The organism is Streptomyces sp. NPDC059008 (assembly GCF_042749045.1).
Taxonomy (GTDB): domain Bacteria; phylum Actinomycetota; class Actinomycetes; order Streptomycetales; family Streptomycetaceae; genus Streptomyces.
Window position 1 is genome coordinate 32,514 of the sequence record NZ_JBHYJC010000053.1, and the last position, 15,301, is coordinate 47,814.

The window sequence follows — 15,301 nt, forward strand, 5'->3', positions numbered from 1 at the left end:
GGGGCCGTCCCAAGTTTGTGTGGTTTACCCCTCTGGGCGCCCCCCCGCCCCCCCGCCGGCCGCCGCCCCCCCCACCGCGGTGATCGCCATCCGTGATCGCCATCCTTCGCCAGAAAGCGGACTAACGCCCGCATTGTTGGGCCGAACGTGCGTTACGGTGTGAAAACCGCGCGGCTGAACCGCCGGCGGCCGAGACAAGCAGGAGTGGACATGGCCAGCAAGGCTGAGAAGATCGTCGCCGGGCTCGGTGGACTCGACAACATCGAAGAGGTCGAGGGCTGCATCACCCGCCTCCGCACCGAGGTCAACGACGCCTCCCTGGTCGACGAGGCCGCCCTCAAGGCCGCCGGCGCACACGGCGTCGTCAAGATGGGCACCGCGATCCAGGTCGTCATCGGCACCGACGCCGACCCCATCGCCGCCGAGATCGAAGACATGATGTGAGCGGGTGAGCGCGACCAGCCGGTTCCCGCCGGCCGGCTGCGCTCACCCCCCGAAGGCCCCGCCCCGGACGGTCCACCGCCCCGGAGTGGGGCCCTCGCCATTGCCGATAGGGTCTACGCCATGTCTCGCATCGACGGCCGCACGCCCGAACAGCTCCGCCCGGTCACCATCGAACGCGGCTGGAGCAAGCACGCCGAAGGCTCCGTCCTGATCTCCTTCGGCGACACCAAAGTCTTCTGCACCGCATCGGTCACCGAAGGCGTACCGCGCTGGCGCAAGGGCACCGGCGAAGGCTGGGTCACCGCCGAGTACTCGATGCTGCCCCGCTCCACCAACACCCGCGGCGACCGGGAGTCCGTCCGCGGCAAGATCGGCGGCCGCACCCACGAGATCAGCCGCCTCATCGGCCGCTCGCTGCGCGCCGTCATCGACTACAAGGCCCTCGGCGAGAACACCGTCGTCCTGGACTGCGACGTCCTCCAGGCCGACGGCGGCACCCGCACCGCCGCCATCACCGGCGCCTACGTCGCCCTCGCCGACGCCCTGACCTGGGCCAAGGACAAGAAGCTGATCCGCCACGGCCGCCAGCCGCTCACCGGCACGGTCTCCGCCGTCAGCGTCGGCATCGTCGACGGCACCCCCCTGCTCGACCTGTGCTACGAGGAGGACGTCCGCGCCGAGACCGACATGAACGTCGTCTGCACCGGCGACGGCCGCTTCGTCGAGGTCCAGGGCACCGCCGAAGCCGAACCCTTCGCCCGCGACGAACTCAACGCCCTCCTCGACCTCGCGGTCGCCGGCTGCGCCGAACTCGACGGCGCCCAGCGGGCGGCACTGGCCCGCACGCTCTGAGGACGGCCGGGACGGCTCGTCGCCGGCGGGCGCGCCGGCGACCCGCGGCCGGGCCGGGAAGGCACCGCGCAGGACCGCACACCGCCCGGTCCGCCCGCGCGGTGCCTGGTGGCCCGCCGTACGCCGTCCGGTCCGGCCGCGTACTGCCCGGTGGTCCGCCGTGCGCCGCCCGGTCCGCCCGCGCGGCGCCGGCGCACCCACGGTGTCCGAACTCCCACCCCCCGGTTGCCGGTTGGGGCAACCAAACAACCCCACCCCGCGTTTCTTCCTTTGCCCGCGCATGACCCAAGGGAAGGAACCGCTCCATGGCCGCCCGCACCGCCCGTACACGCCGCCCCGCCCCCACCGCTCTCGCCGTCCTGGCCGCCGCCGCTCTCGCGATACCGCTGCTCTCCTCCTGCGGGGCGATCCAGAAGGCCACGGACTGCGCCAAGACCGCCACCTCGGTCGTCAACGCCGTCGACAAGCTCCAGCAGGCCGCGGACAACGCCCTGACCGACCCGCAGGAGTCCGAGCAGGCCCTCGACAACATCGACAAGAACCTGCAGAAGCTCAGCAAGGACGCCAGCGACCCCGAGCTGTCCAAGGCCATCGACAAGACGAACAAGGGCATCAAGGACGCCCGCAAGGCGCTGGCCGACAACAAGGCCCCCGACATCCAGCCGATCGTCGACGGCACCAGCGAGATGACGAAGATCTGCACCCCGGGGTAGCCGGGATCAACGGGTGGGGCAGCCGGGATAATCGGGTCCCATGCAGCCAGACACCGCCGGACGCCCCGCGACCCCCCGCCGCCTCATCCTCGCCACCCGCAACGCGGGCAAGGTCCGAGAGCTCCGCGCCATCCTCGACGCGGCCGGCCTCGACGTCGAACTCGTCGGGGCCGACGCCTACCCCGACATCCCCGACGTGAAGGAAACCGGCGTCACCTTCGCGGAGAACGCCCTGCTCAAGGCCCACGCCCTCGCCCGGGCCACCGGCCACCCCGCCGTCGCCGACGACTCCGGCCTCTGCGTCGACGTCCTCGGCGGCGCCCCCGGCATCTTCTCCGCCCGCTGGGCCGGCACCCACGGCGACGATCAGGCCAACCTGGCCCTGCTCCTCGCCCAGCTCTCCGACATCTCCGACGAACACCGCGCCGCGCACTTCGCGTGCGCCGCGGCCCTCGCCCTCCCCGACGGCACCGAGCGCGTCGTCGAGGGCACCCTCGACGGGACCCTGCGCCACACCCCCGCCGGCACCGGCGGCTTCGGCTACGACCCGATCCTGCAGCCGGACGGGGACACCCGGACGTGCGCCGAGCTGACCCCGGACGAGAAGAACGCCATCAGCCACCGGGGGAAGGCGTTTCGGGCGCTGGCGCCGGTGGTGGGGGAGTTGTTGGGCTGAGGCCGTGGATGTGTGAAGGCCCGGCTCACGGAGCGTGAGCCGGGCCTTCAGTGAAAGTACGCCCGGTCGGATTCGAACCGACAGACACGTCGACCTAAACGACGCCGCTCAGCCGTTGGCGTACGGGCGCGTGCATCGCCATGGTACCGGTCATGGGTCATCTGCCTAGTCCGATCGCCGTTGGCCGCCTCTGCACCACGTCCTGGTGATTGCGTGACAGTTGGGGCACAGCAACCGCAGGTTTTCCCGCCGGTTGTCGTGCCAGTCCCCGTTGATGTGATCGATCTCCAGCGTCATGGGCTTACCGAGCCACTGAGGGGTGACGTCGCACCTGGCGCAACGCTCCGGTACGCCGACGTCGCGGAGAGCGCGACGCAGGAGGCTGGTTGCGATCCGGTGCCCGCCGCTGTGCCGGACCAGCACATCTTCCGGCCGCTTGGCGTTCGTGCTCGGCTTCCCGCGCTGATGTGCCTGCCCTAGGAAGTGCGCTGTCGAGAGTTGCTCCTCGGCGATCCACTCGCGGAGCATCACGCGTTGGTTGCCGTTGTCGGGGCGGCCGAGGAGGCGCAGAGCCTCGGCGATGGAGGCGGACTGTGTGACCGCCGTTCGCAGTTCCTCGCTCGCCGGCTTCGTGCGACGCTTGGTGAGGCTGCCGCAGGGGCGGAAGTGCGAGACGTCGATGCCGAAGCGCTCAAAGCGCCGGTAGAGGTAGCGCCGGAGCTTGTCGTACGGAGGGGTGCCGAAGAAGGCGATGACCTCGTCGATGTCGGAACACTGCGAAGCGGCTTCGGCCAGCCGCTCGCGGGTGTACAGCACGCCAGTGCTCATACGGCGCCACCCCTGATGCACCCCTTGCCGCGCCCCCGGTAACTGTCGGTCGTCGAATGGCAGTTGGGGCAGAGGAACCGCAGGTTCCCGATCCGGCTGTCGCGCCAGTTGCCGTCGATGTGGTCGACTTCCAGAGGTAGTGGCTCCCCCAGCCAGATTGGTTCGATTCCGCACAAGGCGCAGCGCTCGTCCACGCCCAGCTCGCGCATCGCCCTCTTGAGTCGGGCATTCGGCAGGCGTGTGGCGTTCGCTGACCTGTCCTCGACGAGGATCTCCTCGGGGGTTCGGCGGCGCCGGTTGTGCCTCATGCGCGGCGTTCGGACCACCGGCGTGAAGTGCGATGTGTCGATCCCGTAAGCCTTGATCCGACGGCTGATGTGCGTGTGGTGTCCGCCGACGACCTCAAGGCCGAGGTGGCGCAGCACCTCGCACATGTTCGTCGAGGCGGACACCGCTGCTTCCAGGACTTCCTTCGTCCACTTGACCCCCTCCCGCTCGAAATGCGACGTGTCCACCCCCAGCTTCCTCATCCGCTCCCTGAGGTAGTTCCGCTGCGAGCCCCGTGGATCCACCCCCAGCTTCCCCAATGCCTCCGACAACGTCCGCGACGACGACGCCGCGGCCTCCAGCTGTTCCCGGGTGTACGGGCTGACCGGCATGCTTCCCCCTTGATTCCCGCGCACCGGACCCACCCCGTGCGCTTCGTCGACTCTCGAACATGTCAACGAGCGCGCGGGGTGGTGGTCACGCGGAGCGAGGGAGGCCGGACAAGGAAGTTGCCGCGATCAAAAGCGTGGTTCCTGGGTCTGGGCGGTGATGAGTTCCACCGCCTCCTCCTTGGTGGCCACGGAGGGCGGGGAGCCCTCCAGGGGCTGTTGGGCGGTCTCCTTCATGCAGGCGACGGCGATGACGCCGACGAGGGCGGCGCCCATCGTGTAGTAGGCGGGGACCATGACGTTCTTGCCGAAGGCGTCCATGAGGGCGGTGATCACCAGGGGCGTGGTGCCGCCGAAGAGGGAGACGGCCACGTTGTAGCCGATGGACAGGGAGCCGTAGCGGACGTGGGTGGGGAAGAGGGCGGGCAGGGCGGCGGACATGGTGCCCAGGAGGCAGACCAGGCTGAGGCCGAGGAGGGCCATGCCGAGGCAGACGGCGGCCAGGGAGCCCTGTTTGACGAGGAGGAAGGCGGGGATGGCGAGGAGGAAGAAGCCGAGCATGCCGGCCATCAGCAGGGGCTTGCGGCCGTAGCGGTCGTTGAGTCTGCCGACGGTGCTGATGACGCACATCAGGGCGACCATGGTGCCCAGGAGGATCAGCAGGCCGTGGGACTCCTGGTAGTGGAGGGTGTCGGTGAGGTACGTCGGCATGTAGGACAGCAGCATGTAGTCGGTGATGTTGTAGGCGCCGACCAGGGCGATGCACAGGATCAGGGTGGGCCACTGCTGGGCGAAGATCTCGCCGAGCTTCTTCTTGGGGGCGTTCTCGGAGAGGTGGGAGAACTCCGCCTCCGACTCGACGACGGAACCCGTGGAGCCGTGGGTGTGGGCCGCCTCGAACTTCTGGAAGGCGGGGGTCTCGTCGAGCCTCATCCGCAGGTAGAGGCCGACGAGGCCGAGCGGGCCGGCGATCAGGAAGGGCAGGCGCCAGCCCCAGGCGAGCATGGCGTCGTCGCCGAGGGCGGTGTCCAGGAGCAGGACGGTGCCGGCGGCGCCGGTGTAGCCGATGAGGGTGCCGAGTTCCAGGAAGCTGCCGAAGTAGCCGCGCTTCTTGTCGGGGGCGTACTCGGCGATGAAGGTCGAGGCGCCGCCGTACTCGCCGCCGGTGGAGAAGCCCTGGACGAGGCGGAAGGCGATGAGCAGGACCGGGGACCAGAAGCCGATGGCCGCGTAGGAGGGGATCAGTCCGATGCAGAAGGTGCCCAGGGCCATCATGATCATGGTGAGGGCGAGGACCTTCTTGCGGCCCACGCGGTCACCGAGGGGGCCGAAGTAGGCGCCGCCCAGGGGCCGTACGAGGAAGGCCACGGCGAAGGTCGCGAAGGACGACAGCAGGCTGGTGGTGTCGCTGCCGCCGGGGAAGAAGACCTTGCCGATGGTCACCGCGAGGTAGCTGTAGATGCCGAAGTCGAACCACTCCATGGCGTTGCCGAGGGCCGCGGCCTTCACCGCGCGCTTGACGACGCGTTCGTCGGTGACGGTGATGTCGGTGCGGCGGAGCCGGGGGTTCTTGCGGCGGGCGACGGCACGGAAGAGGGCGCGGTGGCGTCTGAGCGCGGCCGGGTCCTGCTCGGGGGCGCGGTCGGCTTCGGTGCTGCCGGTCGACACTGGGCGGTCCTCTCGGTCGGGCAGGGCGCGGTGGCGCTGGGCGGGTGGGATACGACAGGTACGCCTGCGCGGTGACGCGCGGATCAAACCCGTCCGGCCGGATGACGTGGGGTGTGTCACCCGTCTCGGGGGCGGTACGGACCGCTGTGGCCAGGCGCGCCAAGGGGTGTCGCAGGGCTTGTTACAGGACTGGTACACAGCCGCGCGGTCACCGCAGTATGCGGGCAACCAGCCTGTGCGGCAGGGACGGGAGAGTGGGGGAGCCGGGCGCGGCATTCGTGTTCGCTGGTGGGGGTACGGGGCGTGGCTCCCGGGAGGAGATCGTGATGACGGACCGCGAAGGGTCCCGCTGGGTCCGGGGCCGTACCGCGCTGCTGGCTTTCGTCGGGGTGACGGCGCTGGCGGCGGGCGGGGTGTGGTTCAGCCAGGTGTCGGACCGGGCGTCGGCGGTGGACGCGGCGCCGAAGACCTCCGCGGTGCAGGACGTCAAGGAGGACGCCAAGGAGTCGCGGGGCCTGCCGGGGGTGCGGGACTGCGGGATCGGCGAGCCGGAGATCAAGCCCCGGGTGATTACGCTGACCTGCGCGGACGCGGGGATGGTGGCGACCGCGATCAGCTGGCAGAAGTACGGGTCGCGGGACGCGCTGGGGACGGGTGTGGTGCAGGTGGTGAAGACCGCCGCCGGTGCGGGCGCGGACGCGGGGTTCCCGGCGACGTTCCGGCTCTTCGGGGTGAAGCCCGTCGACGGGCGGCCGGCGTTCACCGGGCTGGAGGTCACGTACGAGGGCTCGACGCCGCTCGGTGACACGACGGAGATGTACAACCTCGCGTGATGGGCATTCGAGGCCGGATCGCGCTGGCCATTTCCTGTATGACGGCGCTGGCCGTGGTGGTGCTCGGTTTCGCCGTGCACCACATAGCCGATGCCGAGCGGGAGCGCTCGGCGCGGGCGTACCAGGACGACCGGCTGAGTTCGGCGCTGCAGATATACGAGCGGGACGGCAAGCTGGTGCTCGGCGCGCAGTTGGACGACGCGGCCCTGCCGTTGCCGCTGCGCGAGGCGGTGTTCAAGAACCAGTCGGGGACGTATGTCAGCGGTGGTGAGGATCCGCGGGTGTGGGCGGCGACCGGTGTCGGCGAGGGCGGCGACAGTGCCCCGGAGCGGTCGCTGTCGGTGTCGGCGGCGTATCCGGACGACGATCCGACGCAGGTGGCGCTGGACCGGGCGCTGCTGATCGCCGGGTGCGGCACGGTCGTGCTGATGGCGGTGGTGTCGTGGTTCGTCGCGCAGCGGCTGTCGCGGCGGCTGCGGCACAGTGCGGCGGCGGCGCGGCGGATCGCGGCGGGGGAGGCGCCGGACGCGGACGCGTTGGCGAGCAACGGCCGGGACGAGGTGGCCGAGTTGGGGCGCAGCGTGCACCACATGGCGACGTCGCTGGCGGCGCGGGTGGAGGCGGAGCGCGAGTTCACCGCGGATGTGGCGCATGAGCTGCGTACGCCGGTGGCCGGTCTGGTGGCGGCCGCGGAGCTGCTGCCGCAGCCGCGGGCGGTGGAGCTGGTGCGGGACCGGGCGCAGGCGATGCGGCGGCTGGTGGAGGATCTGCTGGAGGTCTCGCGGCTGGACGCGGGGGTGGAGCGGGCCGATCTGGACGCCTGTGAGCTGCCGTCGCTGGTGCGCGGGATCGTGAAGCGGGCGGCGCGCCAGCGCGGGGTGGACGAGGTGTCGGTGACCGTGGAGGGCGAGCCGCGGATCGTGGAGACCGATCGGCGGCGGGTCGAGCGAGTGCTGGTGAATCTGCTGGCGAACGCGGCCAAGCACGGCAGGCCGCCGATCGAGGTGGTGGTGGCCGGGGCGCGGATCGTGGTGCGTGATCACGGTCCGGGCTATCCGCCGGAGCTGTGTGCGGAGGGGCCGCGGCGGTTCCGTACGGCGGCGCCGGAGCGGGGGACCGGGCACGGGCTGGGGCTGACGATCGCGGCCGGTCAGGCGGAGGTGCTGGGGGCGCGGCTGGACTTCGGCGCCGCCGCGGAGGGCGGCGCCGAAGCCGTGCTGGAGTTGCCGGACCGTACGGCGACGGTGCCGGGAGTCGGTGGCGCACTGGCCGCGACCGACCACGGCTCCTACTCGGGGGCACCCTGACGCGGGGGGCCGGCCGGGCCGGAGCCGCCGGGTCGGGTGGTGGGGCCGGCGGCTACAGCCCCAGGTCCTTGATGATCTTGGCGACGTGGCCGGTGGCCTTGACGTTGTACAGCGCGCGCTCGACCTTGCCGTCCTCGCCGACGATCACGGTGGAGCGGATGACGCCGGTGACGGTCTTGCCGTAGAGCTTCTTCTCGCCGAAGGCGCCGTAGGCCGTGAGGACCGCCTTGTCCGGGTCGCCGAGGAGGGTGACCTTGAGGTCCTCCTTCTCCCGGAACTTGGCGAGCTTCTCGGGCTTGTCGGGGGAGATGCCGATGACCTCGTAGCCGTGGCCGGCCAGGAAGTCGAGGTTGTCGGTGAAGTCGCAGGCCTGCTTGGTGCAGCCGGGGGTCAGTGCGGCCGGGTAGAAGTAGACGATGACCTTGCGGCCCTTGTGGTCGGCGAGCGAGACCTCCTTGCCGTCCGCGTCGGGCAGGGTGAAGGCCGGGGCGGTGTCGCCGGGCTGCAGTCGTTCGCTCATGCCGAAACCTCGCTTCGCTCGGCCCCGCACTCGCGAGGCGTGCACCTGTCCATGATGCGCTCGGTGCGCTCGCTCATGGCTCTCCTTGTGGGTGGATCCGTACGCCCCCGACATTAGCCAGCCGGGGCGGGCGGGGGCACCGGGGGCGGTGCGGGCGCGCGGAGTCGGTGGCCGGTCGGCCCCGGTGGGGCGCCCGTGCGGTGTGAAACGGGGGTGCTGTGGGGCGCGCGGGGGTGTGAGCTGACAGACTGTCCATCACGAATGGCGCGAGACGACGGAGGCAGCGCGGTGGCGGAGGCCAGGACCCCGGCGCAGATCGAGGCGGACATCGCCCGCAGGCGGCAGGAGCTCGCCGTCACGCTCGACGAGATCGGGGTGCGGCTGCACCCGAAGACGATCATGGGCGAGGTGAAGGCGCAGGCGGCGGCCGCCGTGGACCGTACGGCGGGGCGGGCGTATGTGGTCGTCAACCGCACGGTCTGTGACGTCCGGGCGCAGTTGGTGTCGCAGGACGGGGCGCCGCGGCTGGAGCGCATCGTTCCGGTGGCGATGGTCGGTGTGGCCGTGGTGGGGCTGCTGGCGCTGCGCGCCAGGCGGCGCCGCTGACCGGCGGGCGGCGGGTGCGTCGGTGGGCCGGCTTCCGGTGCGGCGCGAGGCGGCCCGCGATGCGTGGCGGGCCGCGCCGGGCAGGTACGGTCGTGCCGTGACCCCGAATAACGCCAAGGACACCCACGACAAGCTGCCGATCCGGATGCTGCACGACCGTGTGCTGGTCCGGACGGACATCCCCGAGGGCGAGCGCCGCTCGTCGGGGGGCATCGTCATTCCCGCGACCGCTGCCGTCGGCCGCCGCCTGGCCTGGGCCGAGGTGGTCGCGGTCGGGCAGAACGTGCGGACCGTCGAGGTGGGGGACCGGGTGCTGTACGACCCGGAGGACCGGGCCGAGGTCGAGGTGCGCGGTGTGGCGTATGTGCTGATGCGTGAGCGTGATCTGCATGCGGTGGCCGCGGAGCGGCTGGAGGGCGCGGACGACTCGACGGGCCTGTACCTGTAGAAGCGTGGCTGGGTGGCGGGCGGTGACGGGTGTCACCGCCCGCTTCGCTGTCTTTTGCTAGCCTCGCAAGCAACCCGACGAGACGCGCCGTACCGGGTCAGGACAAGACGACGCACCCCTGTTGAAGCTCTTTCACGGAGGTGCCGTCATGGCATGGATCCTGCTCGTGGTCGCCGGTCTGCTGGAGGTCGGCTGGTCGATCGGGATGAAGTTCACCGACGGCTTCACCCGGCTGTGGCCCAGTGTGTTCACCGGCGCGGGCATCGTGGTCAGCATGCTGCTGCTGTCGTACGCGGCGCGGACCCTGCCGATCGGTACCGCCTACGGGGTGTGGGTCGGCGTCGGGGCGGCCGGTGCGGCGGTGGTCGGGATGACGGTGCTCGGCGAGCCGGCGACCGCGGCCCGGATCTTCTTCGTCTGCCTGCTGCTGGTGGCGGTGGTGGGGCTCAAGGCGACCTCCGGCCACTGACGCCCGCCCTCTCACGCCCTAGCCTCCCCGCCGCGGCCAGTCCGGCTCCTCGTCGCCCGGTTCCACGGTCGGGAAGTCCTCCGTGGGCTCGGTGGTCGGCGGGGTCTCGGTCGGGACGGTGGGCGAGGGCGGCACGGTGGCCGGCGGGGTCGTCGGGGCGTTGGTGGGCGGCGCGGTGACGGGGGGAGTGCCGGACGGGCCGGGGGCCGGTGGGTCCGACGTGCCGGGCGACGGCGAGTCGCTGTCGGACGGTTCGGCGGACGGCGAGGCCGACTCGGCGCCCTCCGCGAGGTGCAGGTCGAAGTCGCGCACCGGGTGTCCGCGCAGGGCCGCCGCGGTGTAGTCGGCCCAGATCTGGGCGGGGAAGTCGCCGCCGTTGACCCGGGGCAGCCCCGCCGCGCCGTACAGCGGCTGCTGGGCGGCGCTCTCGGGGTGCTGGCCCAGTACGGCGACGACCGTGGCGAGTTCGGGGGTGTAGCCCGCGAACCACGCGGCCTTGTCCTCCTCCGCGGTGCCGGTCTTGCCGGCCGCGGGCCGCCCGGCCTGCTGGGCGGCGGTGCCGGTGCCGCCGTCGACGACGCTGCGCAGGATCGAGGTGGTGGTGTCGGCGGCCTCGCGGGACACGGCGGTGGTCCGCTCGCGCTCGGGCAGCTCGATCTCCTCGTCGCTCCTGGTGACCTTGTCGACCAGGGTGTACGGCCGCAGGCTGCCGTGGTGGGCGAGGGTGGCGTAGACCTGTGCCATGTCCAGGACGCTGGGGGTGGCGGTGCCCAGGGAGATCGCGCCCTGCGAGGAGGCGAGGCCGGGGGTGCCGGCGGGGATGCCCAGGTCGACGGCGGTGTCCTTGACCTTGTCGGGGCCGACGTCGATGCCCATCTGGGCGTAGACGGCGTTGACGGACTTGTCGGTGGCCTCGGTGACGGTGATCGGGCCGTAGGAGCGGTCGTCCTCGTTGGCGGGGGCGAAGCCGGTGGAGCGGCCGTGGCTGACCGCCATCCGCTTGTTGGTGCCGTCGTAGAGGGTCTGGGGGGTGATGCGTTCGCCGTCCTGGGTGGTGGAGCGGTGCTGCACGGCGGAGGCGAAGACGATCGGCTTGAAGGTGGAGCCGACCTGGTAGTCGCTGCGGGTGGCGCCGTTGACGTACTGCTTGGCGTAGTCGATGCCGCCGTAGAGGGCGACGACCCGGCCGCTCTTGGGGTCGATGGAGGCGCCGCCGGCCCGGACGTAGCGGTCGACCTCGCGGGAGTCGTCGAGCCGGTCCATCAGGCGGGTGTCGACCGCCGCGACGAAGGCGTTCTGGCGGCGCCTGCTGAGGGTGGTGGTGATGCGGTAGCCGCCGGAGCGCAGGGTGTTGTCGTCGAGGATGTGGTGGTCGGTGAGGTAGTCCTTGACGGCCTCGACGAGGTAGCCGCGCTGGCCGGTCAGGCCGGCGGAGGTCTTGGCGGGCCGGGGCACGGGGAAGCGCATCGCGGCCCGCTCGCCGGGGCTGAGCCACTTCTGCTCGACCATGCCGTCCAGGACGTAGTTCCAACGCGCCAGTACCCGCTGCCGGTTGCCGGGGTGGGCGGTGATGTCGTACGCGCTGGGGGCGTTGAGCAGCGCGGCGAGGTAGGCGCCCTGAGCGGTGGTCAGCCGCTGGGAGTCGCGGCCGTAGTAGGCCTGGGCGGCGGCCTGGATGCCGTAGGCGTTGCGGCCGTAGTAGCTGGAGTTGAGGTAGCCCTCCAGGATGTTGTCCTTGCTCACCTCGCGGTCCAGCTTGATGGCGATGAAGAACTCCTTGGCCTTGCGGGTGAGGGTCTGTTCCTGGCCGAGGTAGTAGTTCTTGACGTACTGCTGGGTGATGGTGGAGCCGGACTGCTTGCCCTTGCCGGTGACGGTGTTCCAGGCGGCGCGCAGCATGGCCGCCGGGTCGATCGCGGACTCGGAGTAGAAGTCGCGGTCCTCGGCGGCGAGTACGGCCTGCTGGACGTGCTGGGGGACCTGGCCGAGGTGCACGTTCTGCCGGTTGACCTCGCCGTCGCGGGCCAGCTCGGAGCCGTCGGAGTAGAGGTAGACGTTGCTCTGCGCCTTGGCGGCGCTGTTGGCCGGGGGGATCTCGACGAGGAGGTAGCCGCCGATCAGGCCGCCGATGACGATCAGCAGGAACAGCAGCGCGGTGCCGAGCATCGTGCGCCAGCTGGGCAGGGCCCGGCGCCAGCCTGTGCGTTGTCCGCTCATGTCTGTATGGACTCCTCGGCCGCCGCCGAAGGTTGTACCGCGGCGGATCGGTGTCGTGTCGGGATTTCGCGCCGTACGCCGGAAATGTAACGGTGGCCCGTCGGGAAACTCTCGCATCATGCGCCCCGGTCGGAGGGGGTGGCGCGCACCTGGGACCGCCCCCTGACCGGCCGAATGGCGCCCTTGGCTCACCCGAACGGGTGGTAAATCGATGGTGCCCGCCGTGGCCGCCGCTTAGGCTCCGGTGTTTGCCGTCCGAGCGGAACGGGACCAGGGGGGAGCACGGCGTGTGGTACGTGGCGGTGGCGGCCGGCAGCTTCCGGCGGTATGCCACCTATCGGGTCGCCACCGTGGCGGGCGTCTTCACCAACACCGTCTTCGGCTTCATCGTCGCCTACACCTACATCGCGCTGTGGGACGCCCGGCCGCAGCTGGGCGGCTACGACCAGGCGCAGGCGCTGACCTTCGTATGGACCGCGCAGGCGCTGCTGGCGGCCTCGTCGCTGATGGCCGGCGGGGGCCTGGACGAACTGCAGGAGCGGATCCGCACCGGCGACATCGCGGTGGACCTCTACCGGCCCGCGGACCTTCAGGTGTGGTGGCTCTCCGCGGACCTGGGGCGGGCCGCGCTGCAGCTGATCGGCCGCGGGGTGGTGCCGATGGCGGTGGGCGCGCTGTTCTTCCCGCTCGCGCTGCCCACCGATGCGGCGACCTGGGGCTGGTTCCTGGTGTCGGTGACGCTCGGCGTGGTGGTCGGCTTCGCCCTGCGCTACCTGGTGGCGCTGGCGTCGTTCTGGCTGCTGGACGGCACGGGGCTGGCCCTGATCAGCGGCCTGGCCTGCCTGTTCTTCTCGGGGATGGTGCTGCCGCTGCGGGTCTTCCCCGGCGACTTCGGGCAGATCGCCCAACTGCTGCCGTGGGCGGCGATCCTGCAGGTGCCGGTCGATGTGCTGGTGGGCGTGCGCAGCGGCGGCGCGCTGCTGCGGGGGCTGGCGTTCCAGGCGGTGTGGGGTGCGGTGCTGCTGGCGCTGGGCCGGCTGGTGCAGTCGGCGGCGACCCGCAAGGTGGTGGTGCACGGTGGCTGAGGCGGGCGGCCGGGTGGCCCAGGGGCTCTACGCGTACGGGCTGATCGTGCGGATGTGGGTGCGCTCCACGCTCGCCTACCGGGCGTCGTTCGTGATGATGACGGTCGGCAACTTCGCCGCCTGCGCCCTGGACTTCGTCGCGATCATGCTGATGTTCTCGCAGATCGACGCCCTCGGCGGCTTCTCGCTGCCCGAAGTGGCGTTCCTGTACGGCACGTCCGGTGCCGCGCTGGGCCTGGCGGACCTGCTGCTGGGCAGCATGGACCGGCTGGGGCGGCGGGTGCGTGACGGCACCCTCGACACGCTGCTGCTGCGCCCCGCCCCGGTCTTCGTGCAGGTCGCCGCGGACCGTTTCGCGCTGCGCCGGCTGGGCCGGATCGCCCAGGCGCTGCTGGTGCTCGGGTGGTCGCTGACCCGTCTGGAGGTGGACTGGACGGTGGGCCGGGCGCTGATGGTGCCGCTGATGATCGGGTGCGGTACGGCCATCTTCGCGGCGGTGTTCACCACCGGGGCCGCCTTCCAGTTCTGGGCGCAGGACGCCGCCGAGGTGCAGAACTCCTTCACCTACGGCGGCAACGCCCTGCTGCAGTACCCGCCGACCGTGTTCGCCAGGGACCTGGTGCGCGGGGTGACCTTCCTGATCCCGCTGGCCTTTGTGAACTGGCTGCCGGCGCTGCGGCTGCTGGGCCGCGAGGACCCGCTGGGGCTGCCCGGCTGGGTGGACTTCCTGGGGCCGGCGGTCGCCGGGCTGATGTGCGCGGGAGCCGCGCTGGCCTGGCGGTGCGGGCTGCGCGCGTACCGCAGCACCGGCAGCTGACACACCATCGAAGAGCGGGTACGGAAGGAGTCGGCAAGGTGAGTGGTGACGGGGCCGCGGCGGAGCCGCTGATCGTGGTGGACGGCGTCGAGAAGGTCTTCACGGTGCGGCGCAGGGCGGGCCGGCTGCGCCGGGTGCGCCAGGAGGTGCGGGCCGTGGACGGCATCACCTTCCAGGTGCCGCGCGGCGAGATGGTCGGCTACATCGGGCCGAACGGCGCGGGAAAGTCCACCACCATCAAGATGCTGACGGGCATTCTGGTGCCCAGCGGCGGCCAGCTGCGGGTCGCCGGCATCGACCCGGCACGCGAACGGACCCGGCTCGCCCACCGGATGGGGGTGGTCTTCGGCCAGCGCACCACGCTGTGGTGGGACCTGCCGCTGAAGGACTCCTACGAGCTGGTGCGCCGGATGTACCGGGTCCCCGACGCCGTCTACCGCGCCAACCTCGACCGCTGCGTGGAACTGCTGGACCTCGCCCCGCTGCTGGCCGTACCCGTACGCCAGCTCTCCCTCGGCCAGCGGATGCGCGGCGATATCGCGGCGGCGCTGCTGCACGACCCCGAGGTGCTCTATCTGGACGAGCCGACCATCGGCCTCGACGTCATCAGCAAGGCGAAGGTCCGGCAGTTCCTCCGCGAGGTGAACGCCGAACGCGGCACCACGGTCCTGCTGACCACCCACGACCTGACCGACATCGAGCAGCTGTGCCGCCGGGTGATGGTCATCGACCACGGGCACCTGGTCTACGACGGCGGGCTCGACGGGCTGCGGGCGGCCGCCGACGGCGAGCGGACGCTGAGGGTGGACCTGGAGCGGGAACTGCCGCCGATCGAGGGCGTCCCGGGCGCCCGCACGGTCCGGGTCGAAGGCCCCCGCCAGTGGCTGGCGTTCTCCGCCGCCCAGAGCGCGGCACCGCTGGTCGCCGCGATCGCCGAGCGCTATCCGCTGGTGGACCTGTCGGTCCGCGAGCCGGACATCGAGGCGATCATCGCCTCGATGTATACGAAGCGGTAGCGCTGCGCTTGGGCTGGCTTCCCACGTTGTCGGCTGGCCCGCCGTGGGGGTTTCGCTGGGTTCGCCTGCGGCGGGCGGGGTCCGCTGCGCGGGGCTTTCGGGTGCCGGTGACGGGTCGGAGGGGTAGGGGTGTGGGACTGCTGCGC

17 protein-coding genes, 1 tRNA gene and 1 riboswitch are annotated in these 15,301 nt (G+C 71.4%); of the genes, 12 read left to right on the plus strand and 6 right to left on the minus strand.

Translation table 11 applies throughout. From position 1 onward, the window contains the following. Window positions 1-210: 210 nt before the first annotated feature. The 4 genes from ACFWZH_RS34700 (at window position 211) to rdgB (ending at window position 2,685) form a co-directional block, all read left to right on the plus strand. Complete coding sequence (locus tag ACFWZH_RS34700; protein ID WP_018542266.1) at window positions 211-444, plus strand: glucose PTS transporter subunit EIIB; 234 nt, start codon at window positions 211-213, stop codon at window positions 442-444. A 120-nt stretch (window positions 445-564) separates the two neighbouring features. Next, on the plus strand, window positions 565-1,296 hold the full coding sequence (rph, locus tag ACFWZH_RS34705; RefSeq protein WP_384440695.1) for a ribonuclease PH: 732 nt from the start codon (window positions 565-567) through the stop codon (window positions 1,294-1,296). 305 nt (window positions 1,297-1,601) lie between these two features. After that, a complete protein-coding gene (locus ACFWZH_RS34710; RefSeq protein WP_384440698.1) occupies window positions 1,602-2,009 on the plus strand; it encodes a hypothetical protein in 408 nt (135 codons plus the stop codon). A 40-nt stretch (window positions 2,010-2,049) separates the two neighbouring features. Then, window positions 2,050-2,685, plus strand: a complete 636-nt coding sequence (gene rdgB / locus ACFWZH_RS34715; RefSeq protein WP_384440701.1) for an RdgB/HAM1 family non-canonical purine NTP pyrophosphatase — start codon at window positions 2,050-2,052, stop codon at window positions 2,683-2,685. 57 nt (window positions 2,686-2,742) lie between these two features. Here rdgB and ACFWZH_RS34720 read toward each other — a convergent pair. The 4 genes from ACFWZH_RS34720 to ACFWZH_RS34735 form a co-directional block, all read right to left on the minus strand. Next, a tRNA-Leu gene (locus ACFWZH_RS34720) sits at window positions 2,743-2,815 on the minus strand. Window positions 2,816-2,850: 35 nt separating this feature from the next. Next, complete coding sequence (locus ACFWZH_RS34725) at window positions 2,851-3,513, minus strand: HNH endonuclease (RefSeq protein WP_384440704.1); 663 nt, start codon at window positions 3,511-3,513, stop codon at window positions 2,851-2,853. Further along, a complete protein-coding gene (locus tag ACFWZH_RS34730) occupies window positions 3,510-4,172 on the minus strand; it encodes an HNH endonuclease signature motif containing protein (RefSeq protein ID WP_384440707.1) in 663 nt (220 codons plus the stop codon). Before ACFWZH_RS34730 ends, ACFWZH_RS34725 begins: the two co-directional genes overlap by 4 nt. Before the next feature lie 126 nt (window positions 4,173-4,298). Further along, window positions 4,299-5,837 carry an MFS transporter gene (locus ACFWZH_RS34735; protein ID WP_384440710.1) on the minus strand — a complete coding sequence of 513 codons (1,539 nt, stop codon included), beginning with the start codon at window positions 5,835-5,837 and terminating at the stop codon, window positions 4,299-4,301. Window positions 5,838-6,163: 326 nt separating this feature from the next. On the opposite strand from ACFWZH_RS34735, the gene ACFWZH_RS34740 reads away from it, so the two are divergent. Then, window positions 6,164-6,670, plus strand: a complete 507-nt coding sequence (locus ACFWZH_RS34740) for a hypothetical protein (protein ID WP_384440713.1) — start codon at window positions 6,164-6,166, stop codon at window positions 6,668-6,670. Next, the gene (locus ACFWZH_RS34745; RefSeq protein ID WP_384440716.1) at window positions 6,670-7,977 is read left to right on the plus strand and encodes a sensor histidine kinase; all 1,308 of its coding nucleotides are present in this window, start codon (window positions 6,670-6,672) and stop codon (window positions 7,975-7,977) included. Before ACFWZH_RS34740 ends, ACFWZH_RS34745 begins: the two co-directional genes overlap by 1 nt. Before the next feature lie 52 nt (window positions 7,978-8,029). Here the strand turns inward: ACFWZH_RS34745 and bcp are convergent, their stop codons facing one another. Beyond that, complete coding sequence (bcp, locus tag ACFWZH_RS34750) at window positions 8,030-8,497, minus strand: thioredoxin-dependent thiol peroxidase (RefSeq protein ID WP_384440719.1); 468 nt, start codon at window positions 8,495-8,497, stop codon at window positions 8,030-8,032. 288 nt (window positions 8,498-8,785) lie between these two features. Between bcp and ACFWZH_RS34755 the strand changes: the two genes are divergently transcribed. The 3 genes from ACFWZH_RS34755 to ACFWZH_RS34765 all read left to right on the plus strand — a co-directional run bounded on the left by ACFWZH_RS34755 (window position 8,786) and on the right by ACFWZH_RS34765 (window position 10,020). Next, complete coding sequence (locus ACFWZH_RS34755) at window positions 8,786-9,103, plus strand: DUF3618 domain-containing protein (RefSeq protein WP_384440739.1); 318 nt, start codon at window positions 8,786-8,788, stop codon at window positions 9,101-9,103. 145 nt (window positions 9,104-9,248) lie between these two features. Further along, window positions 9,249-9,551 carry a co-chaperone GroES gene (locus ACFWZH_RS34760; protein ID WP_044363777.1) on the plus strand — a complete coding sequence of 101 codons (303 nt, stop codon included), beginning with the start codon at window positions 9,249-9,251 and terminating at the stop codon, window positions 9,549-9,551. A gap of 51 nt (window positions 9,552-9,602) precedes the next feature. After that, window positions 9,603-9,668: riboswitch (guanidine-III (ykkC-III) riboswitch) on the plus strand. Window positions 9,669-9,699: 31 nt separating this feature from the next. After that, complete coding sequence (locus ACFWZH_RS34765) at window positions 9,700-10,020, plus strand: DMT family transporter (RefSeq protein ID WP_384440722.1); 321 nt, start codon at window positions 9,700-9,702, stop codon at window positions 10,018-10,020. 18 nt (window positions 10,021-10,038) lie between these two features. Here ACFWZH_RS34765 and ACFWZH_RS34770 read toward each other — a convergent pair whose 3' ends face one another. Continuing rightward, a complete protein-coding gene (locus ACFWZH_RS34770; RefSeq protein ID WP_384440725.1) occupies window positions 10,039-12,237 on the minus strand; it encodes a transglycosylase domain-containing protein in 2,199 nt (732 codons plus the stop codon). 287 nt (window positions 12,238-12,524) lie between these two features. On the opposite strand from ACFWZH_RS34770, the gene ACFWZH_RS34775 reads away from it, so the two are divergent. The 3 genes from ACFWZH_RS34775 to ACFWZH_RS34785 are packed head-to-tail and all read left to right on the plus strand — an operon-like array spanning window position 12,525 to window position 15,155. Then, entirely contained in the window at window positions 12,525-13,322 is a 798-nt protein-coding gene (locus tag ACFWZH_RS34775) for an ABC transporter permease (RefSeq protein ID WP_384440742.1), read from the plus strand. Window positions 13,323-13,374: 52 nt separating this feature from the next. Then, complete coding sequence (locus ACFWZH_RS34780; protein WP_384440745.1) at window positions 13,375-14,139, plus strand: ABC transporter permease; 765 nt, start codon at window positions 13,375-13,377, stop codon at window positions 14,137-14,139. A 38-nt stretch (window positions 14,140-14,177) separates the two neighbouring features. Beyond that, window positions 14,178-15,155 (plus strand): ATP-binding cassette domain-containing protein, encoded by a 978-nt coding sequence (locus tag ACFWZH_RS34785; RefSeq protein ID WP_384440727.1) that lies wholly within the window; start codon window positions 14,178-14,180, stop codon window positions 15,153-15,155. The last annotated feature ends 146 nt before the right edge of the window (window positions 15,156-15,301 follow it).